Raw genomic sequence first — 13,839 nt, forward strand, 5'->3', positions numbered from 1 at the left:
CCCAGCGGGCACGACGGGCGCAGCGGGTGCCGCAGGTGCAGCAGGTGCAGCAGGATCGCCGGGCACCGCACGCATGCCAGGTGCGGTGGATACGGCAGGCGCGCCGGGCACGGCAGGCTCACCAGGTGCGGTGGATACGGCAGGCTCGACGGGCGCCGCAGGCTCACCAGGTGCGGTGGATACGGCGGGCTCGACGGGCGCCGCAGGCACGCCAGGTGCGGTGGGTACGGCAGGCGCGCCGGGCACGGCAGGCTCGCCAGGTGCGGCAAGCGCGCCTGGCACCCCAGGCTCGGTACGTACGCCAGCCTCGACAGGCATCGCAGGCTCGGTACGTACGCCAGCCTCGACAGGCATCGCAGGCTCGGCATTCGTGCCAAGCGTGGCGGGCGTGGTCGACGCGGCCGGTGCCGCCGGTGTGTGGTCCGTTCCGGCGGCAAGGGTGGACGGAGTGCCCTCCGCCTTGGTGGACGCCGGGCGGGGCCGAGCGAGTTCGAAGTCGCCCGTGTCGGGGGCGGCGCCGGAGGTCTGGAGCGGGCGGTCCAGTTCGTAGTCACCGTCTGCGTCGGCGCGTGCGGGGGGCGCGGCCTGCGCCTGCTCGGCCACGGGCCCGCCGGCTGCCGCACCCTGGGCCGGCGTCCCGGCTGTGTCGGCGGCCGGGGCGGGACCGGACGTGCCCTCCGGCCGGTCATCCGGAGGGACTGAGCGGCTCCACCACTTCGGGCGGGCGGACTTCGTGGGCTTGCCCTCGTTCATGTTCTCCCCACAGCGGGTCGCGGCACGGCTCGTCGTTCGGTGGCCGTACGGCGTCGACTCCGCGCCCCGACCGGTGTCATGGGCGCGACCACTGTGGATTCAACCAGGTTCCCGCGCCGGGGCGCAGGGACCGGTCAGCGCGCGGTGCGGGAGGAGGCGGTGGGAGAGGGCGCGGCGAGCAGACCCGGGGCGGTGAGCCCCGGGTCTGCGGACCACGAGGTCAGGGAGATCGGCGGGGTCGCGGTGAGCGGACGTATCAACGGCGACATGACGGCCGCGCCGGCGACCACCGGGGTGGTCAGCGGATGCATCACGTTCTGCGTCTGCCCGCCGGGAGGCACGGCCCCCGGCAGCAGCGGTGCGGCCGGCGGCGTCGAGACCGCCTGCACCGAGCCCGACGACCGCTGTCCCCGGCCCGACTGCGGCGCGGCCGACTGGCGGCGCCGCGCGGTGTCGGAGGCCGACGCCGCGCCCGCGCCCGCACCCGCGGTGCGCGCCGGAGTCACGTTGCTGCCGGCCCCGGAGCCACCGCGCGCTTCCGCGGCGGTGTCACCCGCCGAGCCGCCGGTGGTCACCCCGCCCAGGGCGAGGGCGGCCAGCGACACCGCCCCGGCGGCGACGAACGCGAACCGCAGCCCGCGCGAGGCGGACCGCTCGCTGTCGGGACGGCCGACGGGGTGGACCCGGAAGCCCCGGTCCTCGGCGGGGACGGCGGGGTGCGGCCGGGCCGGCACATACCCGAACTCGAACTGCTCGCCGCGTTCCACCCCGAACACCCCGGAGCCCGAGGACAGCCCCCCGGGCAACCCTCCGCCGCCCAGCGGCGAACCACCGCCGCCACCGGTACCACCCCCCGGGAGGCCCTGCAGGCGGGCCAGGAAGCTCTCGGAGGGAGGCGGTGGGGCCGCCTGGGCGAAGACGTTCTTCAGACGGCGCTGTGCGTCGACCTCCGCCTTGCACTTCGGGCAGGTGGCCACATGCGCCAGGACACGCTCGCGCGTGTCGTGACCGAGCTCGCCGTCCACGAGGGCGGCGAGCCGGTCTCCCAGATGCTGTTCCGCGAGGCGCCCCGCGGGGTCCGGCCGTGATCCACTCACGCGGTCGCGCCCCCTCCCCCCAGCGCGGGGACCGTGGCCACGAAGCCGCGGCGCTCGGCCCGGGCCTGCGGCGAACGGTGCGCGAGGGCCTTGCGCAGCTGCGAACGGCCGCGGTGGATGCGGGAGCGCACCGTGCCCAGCTTGACGCCCAGGGTCGCGGCGATCTCCTCGTACGACAGTCCTTCGATGTCGCACAGGACGACCGCGGCGCGGAACTCGGGCGCGAGGGTGTCCAGGGCCTGCTGCACGTCCGCGTCGAAGTGCGCGTCGTTGAACAGCTGCTGCGGAGTGGGCTCCTTGCTGGGCAGTCGCTCGGCCGCGTCGTCGCCGAGCGCGTCGAAGCGGATGCGCTGCTTGCGGCGGACCATGTCCAGGAAGAGGTTCGTGGTGATGCGGTGCAGCCAGCCCTCGAACGTGCCCGGCGTGTAGGTCGACAGGGAGCGGAAGACGCGGACGAAGACCTCCTGGGTGAGATCCTCGGCGTCGTGCTGGTTGCCGGTGAGGCGGTAGGCCAGGCGGTAGACACGGCCGCTGTGCGTGCTGACGATCTCCTCCCAGGTGGGCGGAGTCCACGCCTGCCCGTCCGCGTCGGTCGAGAAGGTCGCGGTCTGGGTGGATTCGGCGGCGTGGCTCACGTCAGCAGCGGTGTTGGTCACGGATTTCGGCCTGCCCGCCGATCCGAGAAAGCGCCGTAGCACTCCTCCCCGATCTCCAGGCGCGGCCGCACCTCCCCTGTCAGCTCTGGTGGTGTCCAGTGGAGCCCCTACCATAGCCACCTCGCCCGTTAGCTCCGGATAAGCAGTTTTACGAGAATTTGACACGTGCTGGCACGGCTGGTGCGTCTGCGTCAGCACTTGCTCGGTGTCCCGATCCATCCCATACCCCCCGTCCACACCGTCGTCGCACCCCGTGTCGTTTCCTCACCCCATCAAACGACCGGTCCCATCTGCGGGTTCCCGGCCCCAACGGATACAGTCACGCCCAGGCATCGACGGGGACAGGAGAGGGTCATTACCGGCAACCGGCAGACGAGCTGGGCGTTCGCCGACGCCTATGTCGCCGAGGACGACGCGCTGCGCTGGGCCCGTGAGCGGGCTCGTGACGCAGGGCTGCGCTCGGTGTCGCCCGGCGCGGGCGCCGCGCTGCGGTTGCTGGCCGCCACCGTGGACGCGAAGGCGGTCGCGGAGATCGGCACCGGCACCGGGGTCTCCGGGATCCACCTGCTGCACGGCATGCGGCCGGACGGGGTGCTGACCACCGTCGATCCCGAGCCGGAGCACCAGCAGTTCGCCCGCCAGGCGTTCCGCGCCGCGGGCTTCGCCGGCAACCGTGCCCGCTTCATCCCCGGCCGCGCCCTGGACGTGCTGCCCCGGCTCGCGGACGCGGGCTACGACCTCGTGTTCTGCGACGGCGACCGGCTGGAGTTCCCCGAGTACCTCGCTGAATCGTTGCGCCTGCTGCGACCGGGAGGCCTCGTCGCCTTCGAGGGCGTCTTCGCGCACGGGCGGACGGTGGACTCCGGACCGCAGCCGACGGAGGTCGTGCGGCTGCGGGAGTTGCTGCGCACGGTGCGCGAGAGCCCCGACCTGACGCCGTCCCTGCTGCCGGTGGGCGACGGGCTGCTGTGCGCCGTCAAGCGCTGAGCGCTCCCGTCACCCATGCGCCGCGCGCCCCCGCACAAACAGCGACCCCGACACCGCGTACGATGCCGGGGCTACTGAAAGGGTATGGTCGCTTCCGCGTCAGCCGACGACCTTCTTGAGGGCGTCGCCGAGCGCGTCGGCCTCGTCAGGGGTCAACTCGACGACGAGCCGACCGCCGCCTTCGAGCGGAACGCGCATGACGATGCCCCGCCCCTCCTTGGTCACCTCGAGCGGGCCATCACCCGTCCGCGGCTTCATGGCCGCCATGCTCGTTCCCCTTCCTGAAACCCAGCTCATCGTCAAAGCCGACGGCCCACCGACAGGGCACGCGCGCGATCCCTGCCCAGAACGGCACAGGACACGCGACACCGGCATCGAACACATTGCTTCCAAGCCATTATCCCGCATCCCAGGACCCGATGACCAACATCAGTTGGCATCGCTTGGGCAACGCGCGCGAGCAAAACCACTCAATTCGGCGATGTGGCTGCGATACTTCGCGCCCACGCCTTCGTGTGCCCGCCGCGGACGCGCCGGAATTCTTTGACGCAGGTCACATGCCGGGTCCGCGCCCCGGCCGGTGATCTCCGTCATGCTGTCCTCGGACCAGGACCGACCATGACGTACCGAGCGGTACGTCATCGAGGCGACACCGGAGGGGATGTCCCATGGCCGACACCGTGCTCTACGAGGTGAGCGACGGGCTCGCGACGATCACGCTGAACCGCCCCGAGGCGATGAACGCGCTGAACGTCGCCGCCAAGGTGGCCCTCCGGGACGCGGCCCGGGAGGCGGCGGACGACGACGCCGTGCGGGCGGTGCTGCTGACCGCCGCCGGGGACCGGGCGTTCTGCGTGGGCCAGGATCTCAAGGAGCACATCGGGCTGCTGGCCGCCGACCGGGAGTCCGGGTCGGGGCAGACCATGAGCACCGTGCGGGAGCACTACAACCCGATCGTGCGGGCGCTGGCGGGGGCGCGGAAGCCGGTGGTCGCCGCGGTGAACGGGGTCGCCGCCGGGGCGGGCTTCGGTTTCGCGCTCGCCGCCGACTACCGGATCGTGGCGGACACGGCGTCCTTCAACACCTCGTTCGTGGGGGTCGCGCTCACCGGGGACTCGGGGATCTCGTGGACCCTGCCCCGGGTGGTGGGGCCGGCCCGCGCCGCCGACCTGCTGCTCTTCCCGCGCCGCGTCACCGCCCAGGAGGCCCACGAACTGGGCATCGCCAACCGGGTCGTAGCCGCCGCCGAACTGCGGGCCGAGGCCGAGAGGACGGCGCGGGCGCTGGCCGAGGGGCCGACGGTGGCGTACGCGGCGCTGAAGGAGGCGGTGGCCTTCGGACTGACGCACTCCCTGGAGGAGACCCTCCAGAAGGAGGAGGAGCTCCAGACCCGGGCCGGGCAGTCCGAGGACCACGCGATCGCGGTCCAGGCGTTCGTCGACAAGGAGAAGCCGAAGTACCTGGGCCGCTGACCGCGGCGCAGGCGGGTGCCGCCCCTGACCGGCCGGGTCAGGGGCGGCGCGCCACGCAGTCCGCGAGGTGGTCGTCGACCAGGCCGCACGCCTGCATCAGGGCGTACGCCGTCGTCGGGCCGACGAAGCGCAGACCGCGCTTCTTCAGGGCCTTCGACAGGGCCGTCGACTCGGGGGTGACGGCCGGGACGTCGGACAGGGTCCTGGGTGCCGGGCGGACGGCGGGGTCGGGGGCGTGGGACCAGATGAGGGCGTCCAGCTCGCCCGGGGACCAGTCGGCGATCACGCGCGCGTTGGCCAGCGTCGCGTCGATCTTGGCGCGGTTGCGGATGATGCCCGGGTCGGCGAGCAGCCGCTCGCGGTCGGCGTCGGTGAAGTCCGCCACCGCCGCGATCTTGAAGTCGGCGAAGGCGGAGCGGAAGCCGGCGCGGCGGCGCAGGATGGTGATCCAGGACAGGCCGGACTGGAAGGCCTCCAGGGCGAGCCGTTCGTAGAGCGCGTCGTCGCCGTGGACCGGGCGGCCCCACTCCTCGTCGTGGTAGGCCACGTACTCCGCCGTGGACAGGGCCCACGGGCAGCGCAGGGCGCCGTCCGGGCCGGCGATCGCGGCACCCGGCGTCAGGGTCTCGTCCGTCACCGCTGGTCCTCCGGTTCGGGCTTGGTCAGGTGGACGTGGGGGGCCGCGGCCCGGGCACCGGCCAGCGCGGACTCCAGGTCGGCGATCCGCGCGTCGCGCTCGGCGAGTTCGGCGCCGAGACGGCCGAGGGCGTCGTCGACGTCCGCCATGCGGTAGCCCCGGACGGTCAGCGGGAAGCGGAGGCTCTCCACGTCCGCGCGGTCCACCGGGCGGTCCGGTGGCAGCGGGTCCACGAGCCGCTCGGGCGCCGCCTCGGGCAGCGGTCCGGTTCCCTCGCCGCCGCCCACCACCGCGAGGGTCACCGCGGCGACCACGACGGCGAGCGCGACGACCAGGAAGAAGAACATAACCATCGCTGGGGTCCCCACGGAGTCTGTCGTAAGTGTCAGGGTCCGATCGTGCCATGCGAGGCTGACAGTTAGGGTCGCCGGACGACCGAAGACCGGGAAAGGCCCGGGAAGACCGGGCAGGACCGGGAAAAAGAGGAGAGGCCACAGGGGATGCTCAGGCTGGGCAGGCGCGAATTCGACGCGCACGAGCCGGTGATCATGGCGATCGTCAACCGGACCCCGGACTCCTTCTACGACCAGGGCTCGACCTTCCGCGACGAGCCGGCCCTCGCGCGCGTGGAGCAGGCGGTCGCCGAGGGGGCCGCGATCATCGACATCGGCGGGGTGAAGGCCGGGCCCGGCGACGAGGTGACGGCCGAGGAGGAGGCCCGGCGGACGGTCGGCTTCGTGGCCGAGGTGCGGCGGCGGTTCCCGGACGTGGTCATCAGCGTCGACACCTGGCGGGCCGACGTCGGCGAGGCCGTGTGCGAGGCGGGTGCCGACCTGCTGAACGACGCGTGGGGCGGGGTGGACCCGCGGCTCGCCGAGGTCGCGGCGCGCTACGGCACCGGCCTGGTGTGCACGCACGCCGGCGGCGCGGAGCCCCGGACACGGCCGCACCGGGTGACGTACGACGACGTCATGGCCGACATCCTCCGGGTCACCGTGGGGCTGGCCGAGCGGGCGGTGGCGCTCGGCGTGCCCCGGGAGTCGGTGATCATCGACCCCGGGCACGACTTCGGCAAGAACACGCGGCACAGCCTGGAGGCGACCCGGCGTCTGGGCGAGATGGTCGCGACCGGGTGGCCGGTGCTGGTGTCGCTGTCCAACAAGGACTTCGTGGGCGAGACGCTGGACAAGCCCGTGAAGGAGCGACTGGTGGGGACGCTGGCGACGACGGCTGTCTCGGCGTGGCTGGGCGCCCAGGTGTACCGGGTGCACGAGGTGGCCGAGACACGGCAGGTGCTGGACATGGTGGCGTCCATCGCGGGACACCGGCCGCCGGCCGTGGCCCGGCGCGGGCTGGCGTAGGGCTTTCCCGCCGCCGGAGACCCGGCGCGGGCCGGTGGGGCCGGTGGGGGCCGGGCGCACAGCGCCCCGCGCCCCGCCGTACGGGCGCGCCAGTGCTGTGACCGGGAAGGTCTGCCGGGAAGCTCGCGGCGTCCGGTGCCGGGGGCACCTCCCACGCCCTTCAGGCAGTGGGGGAGCATCGCAAGGCGGAGCATTGCCCGCGTACTGGATGTACTCGGGTGATGCGACAACGCGGCGTGGGGGTACCCCCGGCCGAAGGCTGGGGGAGTGCCGTGCCGGGCGCCGCGAGCCGGTGAACCTTTCCGGTCACAGCACTAGCGGCCCGCCTCCTTCGACATCAGGGCCACCGCCTCCGCCACGTCGTCCGTGACGTGGAACAGGGTGAGGTCCGCCTGGGCCGCCTTGCCCTGGGCGATCAGGGTGTTCTCCAGCCAGTCGACCAGGCCGCCCCAGTACGCGGTGCCGAAGAGGACGATCGGGAACCGGGTGACCTTCTGGGTCTGCACGAGAGTCAGGGCCTCGAAGAGCTCGTCCAGGGTGCCGAGGCCGCCGGGCAGGACGACGAAGCCCTGCGCGTACTTCACGAACATCATCTTGCGGACGAAGAAGTAGCGGAAGTTGAGGCCGATGTCGACGTAGGCGTTCAGGCCCTGCTCGAAGGGCAGTTCGATGCCCAGGCCCACCGAGACGCCGCCGGCCTCCAGCGCGCCCTTGTTCGCCGCCTCCATCGCGCCCGGACCACCGCCCGTGATCACCGCGAAGCCCGCCTCGACCAGGCCACGGCCGAGCCGCACCCCCGCGTCGTACTCCGGCGAGTCCACCGCCGTCCGTGCGGAGCCGAACACACTGATGGCGGGCGGGAGTTCGGCGAGCGTGCCGAAGCCCTCGATGAATTCCGACTGGATGCGCAGGACGCGCCAGGGGTCCGTGTGGACCCAGTCCGTGGGGGCGCGCTCGTCCAGCAGCCGCTGGTCCGTGGTGCTCGCCTGGACCTGGCCACGCCGCCGGAGGACCGGTCCGAGTCGCTGCTCCTCCGGTGGCTGCTTCTTGCCCTCGGGATTGCCTGTTGGCATGTGCGCTCCCTCCGTGTGCGTGACGTTCCACCTCAGCGTAGATCCGCGGGGGTTACGAGAGGGGGACGTCGGTATGTCCGCCGTGAAGCGCCGTGCGGACGCCTGTGGCGGCGGTCGGACACCCGTGGCGGCGGTCGGACGCCCGTTGCGGCGGTCAGTCCGTCAGCCAGGCCCGCAGTCGCTCCTCGCCTGCGAGGATCTTGGCCGTCTCCACCCGCTCGTCGCGCTTGTGCGCCAAGTGGGGGTTGCCGGGGCCGTAGTTGACGGCGGGGATGCCCAGCGCCGAGAAACGCGAGACGTCCGTCCAGCCGTACTTCGGGCGCGCGGTGCCGCCGACCGCCTCGATGAACGCGGCCGCGGCCGGGTGGTTCAGCCCCGGCAGGGCGCCGCCGCTGTGGTCGTCGATCACGAACTCCTCCACCCCGCAGTCCGCGAACACCTCGCGGACGTGGGCGACGGCCTCCTCCTCGGTGCGGTCCGGGGCGTAGCGGAAGTTGACCGTGACTACGCACTCGTCGGGGATGACGTTGCCCGCCACCCCGCCGGAGACGCCGACCGCGTTGAGGCCCTCGCGGTACTCCAGGCCGTCGATGACCGGATAGCGCGGCTGGTATTCGGCGAGCCGCCGCAGGATCGGCGCGGCGGCGTGGATGGCGTTGGAACCCATCCAGCCGCGCGCCGAATGGGCCCGCTCGCCCGTGGTCCTCAGCAGCACCCGCAGCGTGCCCTGGCAGCCGCCCTCGACCTCGCCGTCGGAGGGTTCGAGCAGCACGGCGAAGTCGCCGGCCAGCCACTCCGGGTGCGCCTCGGCGACGTGCTTGAGGCCGTTCAGCTCGGCGGCGACCTCCTCGTTGTCGTAGAAGACGAAGGTCAGGTCGCGGTTGGGGGCGGGGACCGTGGCCGCGACGCGCAGCTGGACCGCCACGCCGGACTTCATGTCGCAGGTGCCGCAGCCCCACAGCACGCCGTCCTCGTCGAGCCGCGAGGGGACGTTTCCGGCGATCGGGACCGTGTCGATGTGGCCGGCCAGGATCACCCGCTGCGCGCGCCCGAGGTTCGTGCGGGCGACGACGTTGTTGCCGAAGCGGTCGACCGTCAGGTGCGGCAGGGCGCGCAGGGCGGCCTCGATCGCGTCGGCCAGCGGCTTCTCGGTGCCGCTCTCCGAGGGGAAGTCGACGAGTCGCGCGGTCAGGCGTGCGGCGTCCAGCGTGAGGTCAAGCGGGTTATCGGCCATGCGGTCGACCCTAACCCGGCGAACCGCCCGTACGTCGCCGCGCGTTGTTCACACCTGCCTCATGCGTCCCGCCGGCCTCCAGTACCTTGTAGGCGTGCCGCACCCTCCCCCCTCATCCAAGCGTCGTGGCCGCCTCCTCCGGTTCGGGGCGGCCGTCGTGGTCCTTCTCGGGCTCGCGGGCTACCTCTCGGTGCAGTACCTCACCGGAGGCACCGGAGGCCCGGGCTGCGAGGTCGTCTCCGGCAAGGGCGACGGCGCGTCGTACCGGTTCACACCGGAGCAGGCGGTGAACGCGGCGACGATCGCGGCCGTCGGCACCGGGCGCGGCATGCCCGAGCGGGCGGTGACCATCGCACTGGCCACCGCCCTCCAGGAGTCCGCCCTGCGCAACATCGACTTCGGCGACCGGGACTCCCTCGGCCTGTTCCAGCAGCGGCCCTCGCAGGGCTGGGGCACGCCGGAGGAGATCATGGACCCGGCCTACTCGGCGGGGATCTTCTACGAGCACCTGAACAAGGTCCCCGGCTACACGCGGCTGCCGCTGACCGTGGCCGCACAGCGCGTGCAGCGCAGCGGATTCCCGCAGGCGTACGCCAAGCACGAGCCGGACGCGACGCTGCTCGCCGCCGCGCTCACCGGGCGCTCCGGGGCCACGCTGGCCTGCCGGGGCCGCCCGGGTCCCACCCGGACCAGCGGACCCGACGCGGTGCGTGCCGCGCTCGTACGGGACTTCGGCCGGGACGTGGTGCAGGAGGCGGGCGCGGAGGTCGGCGGCAAGCCGTCGCCGACGCCCACCCCGAGCCAGGCCGCGAGCGGGGACGGGCGGACCGTGACGGTGCCCGTGCCCGACGACACGGCCGCCGCCGGGCGCGGCGCGCGGCAGCGCGGCTGGCAGCTGGCGCACTGGGCGGTGGCCAACGCCTCCGCGCTGCACATCGAGCAGGTCTCCTACGGCGGCTGGCAGTGGACGGCCGGGATGACCGACAGCCGGTGGCGGACGGCGCAGACACGGGGTGCCGCCGGAGCGGAGCGGGCGGCGGGCTCGGTCCTCATCACCACGACCGGGCGTTAGTACGGGTCCTCACCCCGACGTGTCATCCCTCCCAAGGGCGCCGGAGCCCTTGGGAGCAAGGGCGGCAAGGGGTTTTGCCGCCGCCCCCCGGCGAGCACCGAGTGCCCTTTGTCCGGTTTTACGCGTACCCGATAATGCGACGCGTTACCAACTCTTTACGTTGGCCCGCCGCAACCTTCGCGGACTTCGAGCGGTAGTCAGAGCGTCCGTTCCCTCCGTCGAAGGAGCAACATGTCCCTCCCCCTGACCCGCCGGATCGCCCGTGCCGCGCTGCTCCTCGCTGCGGGAGCGGCCGCCGGGGTCGGTGCGGCCGGAGCCGCGAGCGCTGCCCCCGAGCTGCCGGCCGCCCCGAACCTCGGCGGGCTGACCGCCCTGGACGGGGCGAGCGTCGGCAACACCGTGGACGGCGCCGCGCAGCACGTCGCCGGGGTCGCGGGCGACACCGGTGGCAAGGTCGTGAAGCAGGCGACGCCGACGGCGCGGAAGGCGGCGGGCGACGCGGCGGGGTCCGCCGGAGGTCTCCTCGGCGGCGCCACGAACAAGGCGGCCAAGGGCGGGCTGCCGGCACAGTCCCTGCCGGTCCCCGGTCTGCCTCTCGGCTGAGCGCCCCTCGAACGACCGACGGGGTCCGGGGTCTTCTCCCCGGACCCCGTCGGCGTGCGGAGCCCGTCCGCGCGTGGACGCGGGTACGGCCGTCGCGGACTACGCGGCCAGGCGCTCCACCGCGGCGCGGACCCGCTCGTCCGTGGCCGTCAGCGCGACGCGTACGAAGTCCGCGCCCGCCGGGCCGTAGAAGTCGCCGGGGGCGACCAGGATGCCTCGTTCGGCGAGGTGGGCGACCGTGGTCCAGCAGGACTCGTCGCGGGTGGCCCACAGGTAGAGGCTCGCCTCGCTGTGCTCGATGCGGAAACCGTGGGCGAGGAGGGCCCGGCGCAGGTCCGTGCGGCGGGCGGCATAGCGCTCGCGCTGCTCGCGGACGTGGGTGTCGTCGCCGAGCGCGGCCACGACCGCCGCCTGCGTCGGCGCCGAGGTCATCATGCCGCCGTGCTTGCGGATCTCCAGCAGAGGGCCGAGGACGGCCGGGTCGCCGGCCAGGAAGGCGGCGCGGTAGCCGGCCAGGTTCGAGCGCTTGGACAGCGAGTGGACCGCGACGATGCCCTCGTACGAGCCGCCGTTCACGTCCGGGTGCAGGACCGAGACCGGGTCCGCCTCCCAGCCCAGCTCCAGATAGCACTCGTCGGAGAAGACCAGCACGCCGTGCTCGCGGGCCCAGGCGACGACCCTCCTCAGCTCCTCCTTGGGCAGCACCTGGCCCGTGGGGTTGGAGGGCGAGTTCAGCCACAGCAGCTTCAGGCCCGCCGGGTCCAGCTCCGTGGGGCCCGGTACGCCGGTGCCCGGTGTCGCCGAGTAGACGAGGTGCTCGGCGCCGGCCAGGCGGGCGCCGACCTCGTAGGTCGGGTAGGCCAGGCGCGGGTAGGCGACCTTGTCGCCGGGGCCGAGGCCCAGTTGGGTGGGGAGCCAGGCGACCAGTTCCTTGGAGCCCACGATCGGCAGGACGTGCCGGTGGGTGACGCCCCGCGCGCCGAGGCGGCGCTCGACCCAGCCGGTGATCGCGTCACGCAGTTCGGGCGTGCCCCACACCGTCGGGTAGCCCGGGGAGTCCGCGGCCGCGATCAGCGCCTTCTGGATCAGGTCGGGGACCGGGTCCACCGGGGTGCCGACCGACAGGTCGACGATGCCGTCCGGATGGGCTGCGGCCGTCTTCTTGTACGGCTCCAGCTTGTCCCAGGGAAAGGCGGGGAGCCGGTCGGAGAGTGCGGACACGGGGATCAGGCTCACTTTCTGGTCCGGGAAACGCCTCGGTCCCGTGCGGCGGGCGGAGCGCTGGAGTGCGATCAGGCCGTACGGGACCGAGGCGGCGCGAAGGCGGGCCGCTCTTACTGGTTCTGCGGCGGCAGCGCGGCGATGATGGGGTGGTCGCGCTCGATCAGCCCCAGCTTGCTGGCGCCACCGGGAGAGCCGAGCTCGTCGAAGAACTCGACGTTGGCCTTGTAGTAGTCCTTCCACTCCTCGGGAGTGTCGTCCTCGTAGAAGATCGCCTCGACCGGGCAGACCGGTTCACAGGCTCCGCAGTCGACGCATTCGTCCGGGTGGATGTACAAGGACCGCTGGCCCTCGTAGATGCAGTCGACCGGGCACTCCTCGATGCACGCCTTGTCCTTGACGTCGACACAAGGCTGCGCGATGACGTAGGTCACGCTGTCGTTCCTCCTCGATAGGGCGCTGGCGGGCCTCCACAGGCTCCGCCGCCTGGCGCGCGGGAGCGCGGCGTCGTCGATGCCCGCCCCTAGTATCTCCGTTCCGGGGCATGATCCGAACAGGAGGGGTGAACAGACCTGTGGAAATATCGGCTTCAGGACGCCTCGAGGTCCGAATCACCGCTGCTGACGTGGGCAAACGGGTCTCCATACGGCGCTTGAGCGAACCTGGCGCGCGGGGTGAGAAGTTCACCGACACGGTCGGAGTTCTCACATCATGGGACCACGGTGTGCTGCTGATCACACGAAAGAGTGGCGAGACCGTGCGGATCGCGGAGTCCTCCCTGGTCGCGGGCAAGGTCGTACCGGCCGCACCGGCCCGGCGGCGGGGCCCGGCGGCCACGTACGAGGAGCTCGCGCGCGTGGCTGCGCGGGCCTGGCGGCCGGTGGAGAGCGAGCCGTTGGGCGAGTGGGAACTCCGGGCGGCCGCGGGATTCACCCGCCGCGCCAACTCGGTGCTGCCGCTCGGCGATCCCGGACTTCCACTCGACGCGGCCCTGGCCGTCGTACGACGCTGGTACGGCGAGCGCGGCCTGCCCGCGTACATCCAGACGGCCACCGGCGCCGACGGCACGCAGGAACTGCTGTGCGCGGAGCTGGAACGGCGGGGCTGGGTGCGCGAGGTGACCGCCGAGCTGTGGATCGGGGCGCTCGCGCCGGTCGCCGACCGGGCCGAGGGCTCCGGGGTCGTGCTGTCCCGCACGGCCGACGAGGCGTGGCTTGCGCGGTACCAGCGCAAGGGGGTGAGCGAGGTGGCCCTGAAGGTGCTCGGCAGCGGGCCGTCGGTGTGGTTCGCGACGGTTCCCGGTGAGGGCGCTGTCCCCGCGGCGATCGGACGGTGCGTCGTCGACGGCCGCTGGGCGTCCTTCGCCGCCGTCGAGGTGGATCCGGCGCTGCGGCGACGGGGGCTCGCCACCACCGTGCTCGCCGCGCTCGCTCGCAGGGCCCTCGACGAGGGCGCGTCGGCGGCCTGGCTCCAGGTCGAGAGCGACAACGCCGCGGCGCGGGCGCTGTACGCCGGAATGGGCTTCGGCGCGCACCACGCGTACCACCACTACCGCGCCCCGGAATCCGGCGACGGCGGCCACCCGCGGCCGTCACGGGCGGAGTCCGCGCCGGGGCTCCCGTCGGGGCCCCCGCGAAACTCCGGCGCTCGTCCGTCGTAGGGATCGTCGTGAA

15 protein-coding genes are annotated in these 13,839 nt (G+C 73.1%); 6 read left to right on the top strand and 9 right to left on the bottom strand.

All coding sequences use genetic code 11. The features are described from left to right. Positions 1-887: 887 nt before the first annotated feature. Together TNCT6_RS09915 and sigE are read right to left on the bottom strand one after the other, a co-directional pair. A complete protein-coding gene (locus tag TNCT6_RS09915; protein WP_141358678.1) occupies positions 888-1,850 on the bottom strand; it encodes an anti-sigma factor in 963 nt (320 codons plus the stop codon). Next, positions 1,847-2,548, bottom strand: coding sequence for an RNA polymerase sigma factor SigE (gene sigE / locus TNCT6_RS09920; protein WP_141358680.1), 702 nt, complete (start codon positions 2,546-2,548; stop codon positions 1,847-1,849). Before sigE ends, TNCT6_RS09915 begins: the two co-directional genes overlap by 4 nt. Positions 2,549-2,794: 246 nt before the next feature. Here sigE and TNCT6_RS09925 point away from each other — a divergent pair, with 246 nt between their 5' ends. Then, positions 2,795-3,493, top strand: a complete 699-nt coding sequence (locus TNCT6_RS09925; protein WP_141366274.1) for an O-methyltransferase — start codon at positions 2,795-2,797, stop codon at positions 3,491-3,493. Between the two features lie 99 nt (positions 3,494-3,592). On the opposite strand, the gene TNCT6_RS09930 is transcribed toward TNCT6_RS09925, so the two are convergent. Then, positions 3,593-3,760: a DUF3117 domain-containing protein gene (locus tag TNCT6_RS09930; RefSeq protein WP_003966491.1), complete on the bottom strand. Its 168-nt coding sequence runs from the start codon at positions 3,758-3,760 to the stop codon at positions 3,593-3,595. A 401-nt stretch (positions 3,761-4,161) separates the two neighbouring features. Here TNCT6_RS09930 and TNCT6_RS09935 point away from each other — a divergent pair, with 401 nt between their 5' ends. Beyond that, positions 4,162-4,965, top strand: a complete 804-nt coding sequence (locus TNCT6_RS09935; protein WP_141358682.1) for an enoyl-CoA hydratase-related protein — start codon at positions 4,162-4,164, stop codon at positions 4,963-4,965. Positions 4,966-5,002: 37 nt separating this feature from the next. Here TNCT6_RS09935 and TNCT6_RS09940 read toward each other — a convergent pair whose 3' ends face one another. Both TNCT6_RS09940 and TNCT6_RS09945 read right to left on the bottom strand, forming a co-directional pair. Next, the gene (locus TNCT6_RS09940) at positions 5,003-5,587 is read right to left on the bottom strand and encodes a DNA-3-methyladenine glycosylase I (RefSeq protein WP_141366276.1); all 585 of its coding nucleotides are present in this window, start codon (positions 5,585-5,587) and stop codon (positions 5,003-5,005) included. 11 nt (positions 5,588-5,598) lie between these two features. After that, positions 5,599-5,955, bottom strand: coding sequence for a DivIVA domain-containing protein (locus TNCT6_RS09945; protein ID WP_141366278.1), 357 nt, complete (start codon positions 5,953-5,955; stop codon positions 5,599-5,601). A gap of 147 nt (positions 5,956-6,102) precedes the next feature. Between TNCT6_RS09945 and folP the strand changes: the two genes are divergently transcribed. Next, complete coding sequence (gene folP, locus TNCT6_RS09950) at positions 6,103-6,963, top strand: dihydropteroate synthase (RefSeq protein WP_141358684.1); 861 nt, start codon at positions 6,103-6,105, stop codon at positions 6,961-6,963. A 314-nt stretch (positions 6,964-7,277) separates the two neighbouring features. Here the strand turns inward: folP and TNCT6_RS09955 are convergent, their stop codons facing one another. Further along, positions 7,278-8,036 (bottom strand): TIGR00730 family Rossman fold protein, encoded by a 759-nt coding sequence (locus TNCT6_RS09955; protein WP_141358686.1) that lies wholly within the window; start codon positions 8,034-8,036, stop codon positions 7,278-7,280. Between the two features lie 154 nt (positions 8,037-8,190). Continuing rightward, positions 8,191-9,270: a succinyl-diaminopimelate desuccinylase gene (gene dapE / locus TNCT6_RS09960; protein WP_141358688.1), complete on the bottom strand. Its 1,080-nt coding sequence runs from the start codon at positions 9,268-9,270 to the stop codon at positions 8,191-8,193. Between the two features lie 61 nt (positions 9,271-9,331). Here dapE and TNCT6_RS09965 point away from each other — a divergent pair, with 61 nt between their 5' ends. Both TNCT6_RS09965 and TNCT6_RS09970 read left to right on the top strand, forming a co-directional pair. Continuing rightward, a complete protein-coding gene (locus TNCT6_RS09965; protein WP_141358690.1) occupies positions 9,332-10,342 on the top strand; it encodes a heavy metal transporter in 1,011 nt (336 codons plus the stop codon). A 231-nt stretch (positions 10,343-10,573) separates the two neighbouring features. Continuing rightward, on the top strand, positions 10,574-10,945 hold the full coding sequence (locus tag TNCT6_RS09970) for an ATP-binding protein (RefSeq protein WP_141358693.1): 372 nt from the start codon (positions 10,574-10,576) through the stop codon (positions 10,943-10,945). A gap of 99 nt (positions 10,946-11,044) precedes the next feature. Here the strand turns inward: TNCT6_RS09970 and TNCT6_RS09975 are convergent, their stop codons facing one another. Both TNCT6_RS09975 and fdxA read right to left on the bottom strand, forming a co-directional pair. Beyond that, positions 11,045-12,166, bottom strand: a complete 1,122-nt coding sequence (locus TNCT6_RS09975; protein ID WP_141358695.1) for a bifunctional succinyldiaminopimelate transaminase/glutamate-prephenate aminotransferase — start codon at positions 12,164-12,166, stop codon at positions 11,045-11,047. 113 nt (positions 12,167-12,279) lie between these two features. Then, positions 12,280-12,600 (bottom strand): ferredoxin, encoded by a 321-nt coding sequence (gene fdxA, locus TNCT6_RS09980; protein ID WP_100568222.1) that lies wholly within the window; start codon positions 12,598-12,600, stop codon positions 12,280-12,282. Positions 12,601-12,740: 140 nt separating this feature from the next. Here fdxA and TNCT6_RS09985 point away from each other — a divergent pair, with 140 nt between their 5' ends. After that, complete coding sequence (locus TNCT6_RS09985) at positions 12,741-13,826, top strand: GNAT family N-acetyltransferase (RefSeq protein WP_141366280.1); 1,086 nt, start codon at positions 12,741-12,743, stop codon at positions 13,824-13,826. The last annotated feature ends 13 nt before the right edge of the window (positions 13,827-13,839 follow it).

Origin of the sequence: Streptomyces sp. 6-11-2, assembly GCF_006540305.1 — a bacterium.
Taxonomy (GTDB): domain Bacteria; phylum Actinomycetota; class Actinomycetes; order Streptomycetales; family Streptomycetaceae; genus Streptomyces.

Coding starts and splice junctions, on each gene's coding strand:
- TNCT6_RS09930 (WP_003966491.1), bottom strand. CDS start 3,760: ATGGCGGCCATGAAGCCGCGGACGGGTGATGGCCCGCTCGAGGTGACC.
- TNCT6_RS09945 (WP_141366278.1), bottom strand. CDS start 5,955: ATGGTTATGTTCTTCTTCCTGGTCGTCGCGCTCGCCGTCGTGGTCGCC.
- folP (WP_141358684.1), top strand. CDS start 6,103: ATGCTCAGGCTGGGCAGGCGCGAATTCGACGCGCACGAGCCGGTGATC.
- TNCT6_RS09955 (WP_141358686.1), bottom strand. CDS start 8,036: ATGCCAACAGGCAATCCCGAGGGCAAGAAGCAGCCACCGGAGGAGCAG.
- TNCT6_RS09970 (WP_141358693.1), top strand. CDS start 10,574: ATGTCCCTCCCCCTGACCCGCCGGATCGCCCGTGCCGCGCTGCTCCTC.
- TNCT6_RS09935 (WP_141358682.1), top strand. CDS start 4,162: ATGGCCGACACCGTGCTCTACGAGGTGAGCGACGGGCTCGCGACGATC.
- TNCT6_RS09965 (WP_141358690.1), top strand. CDS start 9,332: ATGCGTCCCGCCGGCCTCCAGTACCTTGTAGGCGTGCCGCACCCTCCC.
- dapE (WP_141358688.1), bottom strand. CDS start 9,270: ATGGCCGATAACCCGCTTGACCTCACGCTGGACGCCGCACGCCTGACC.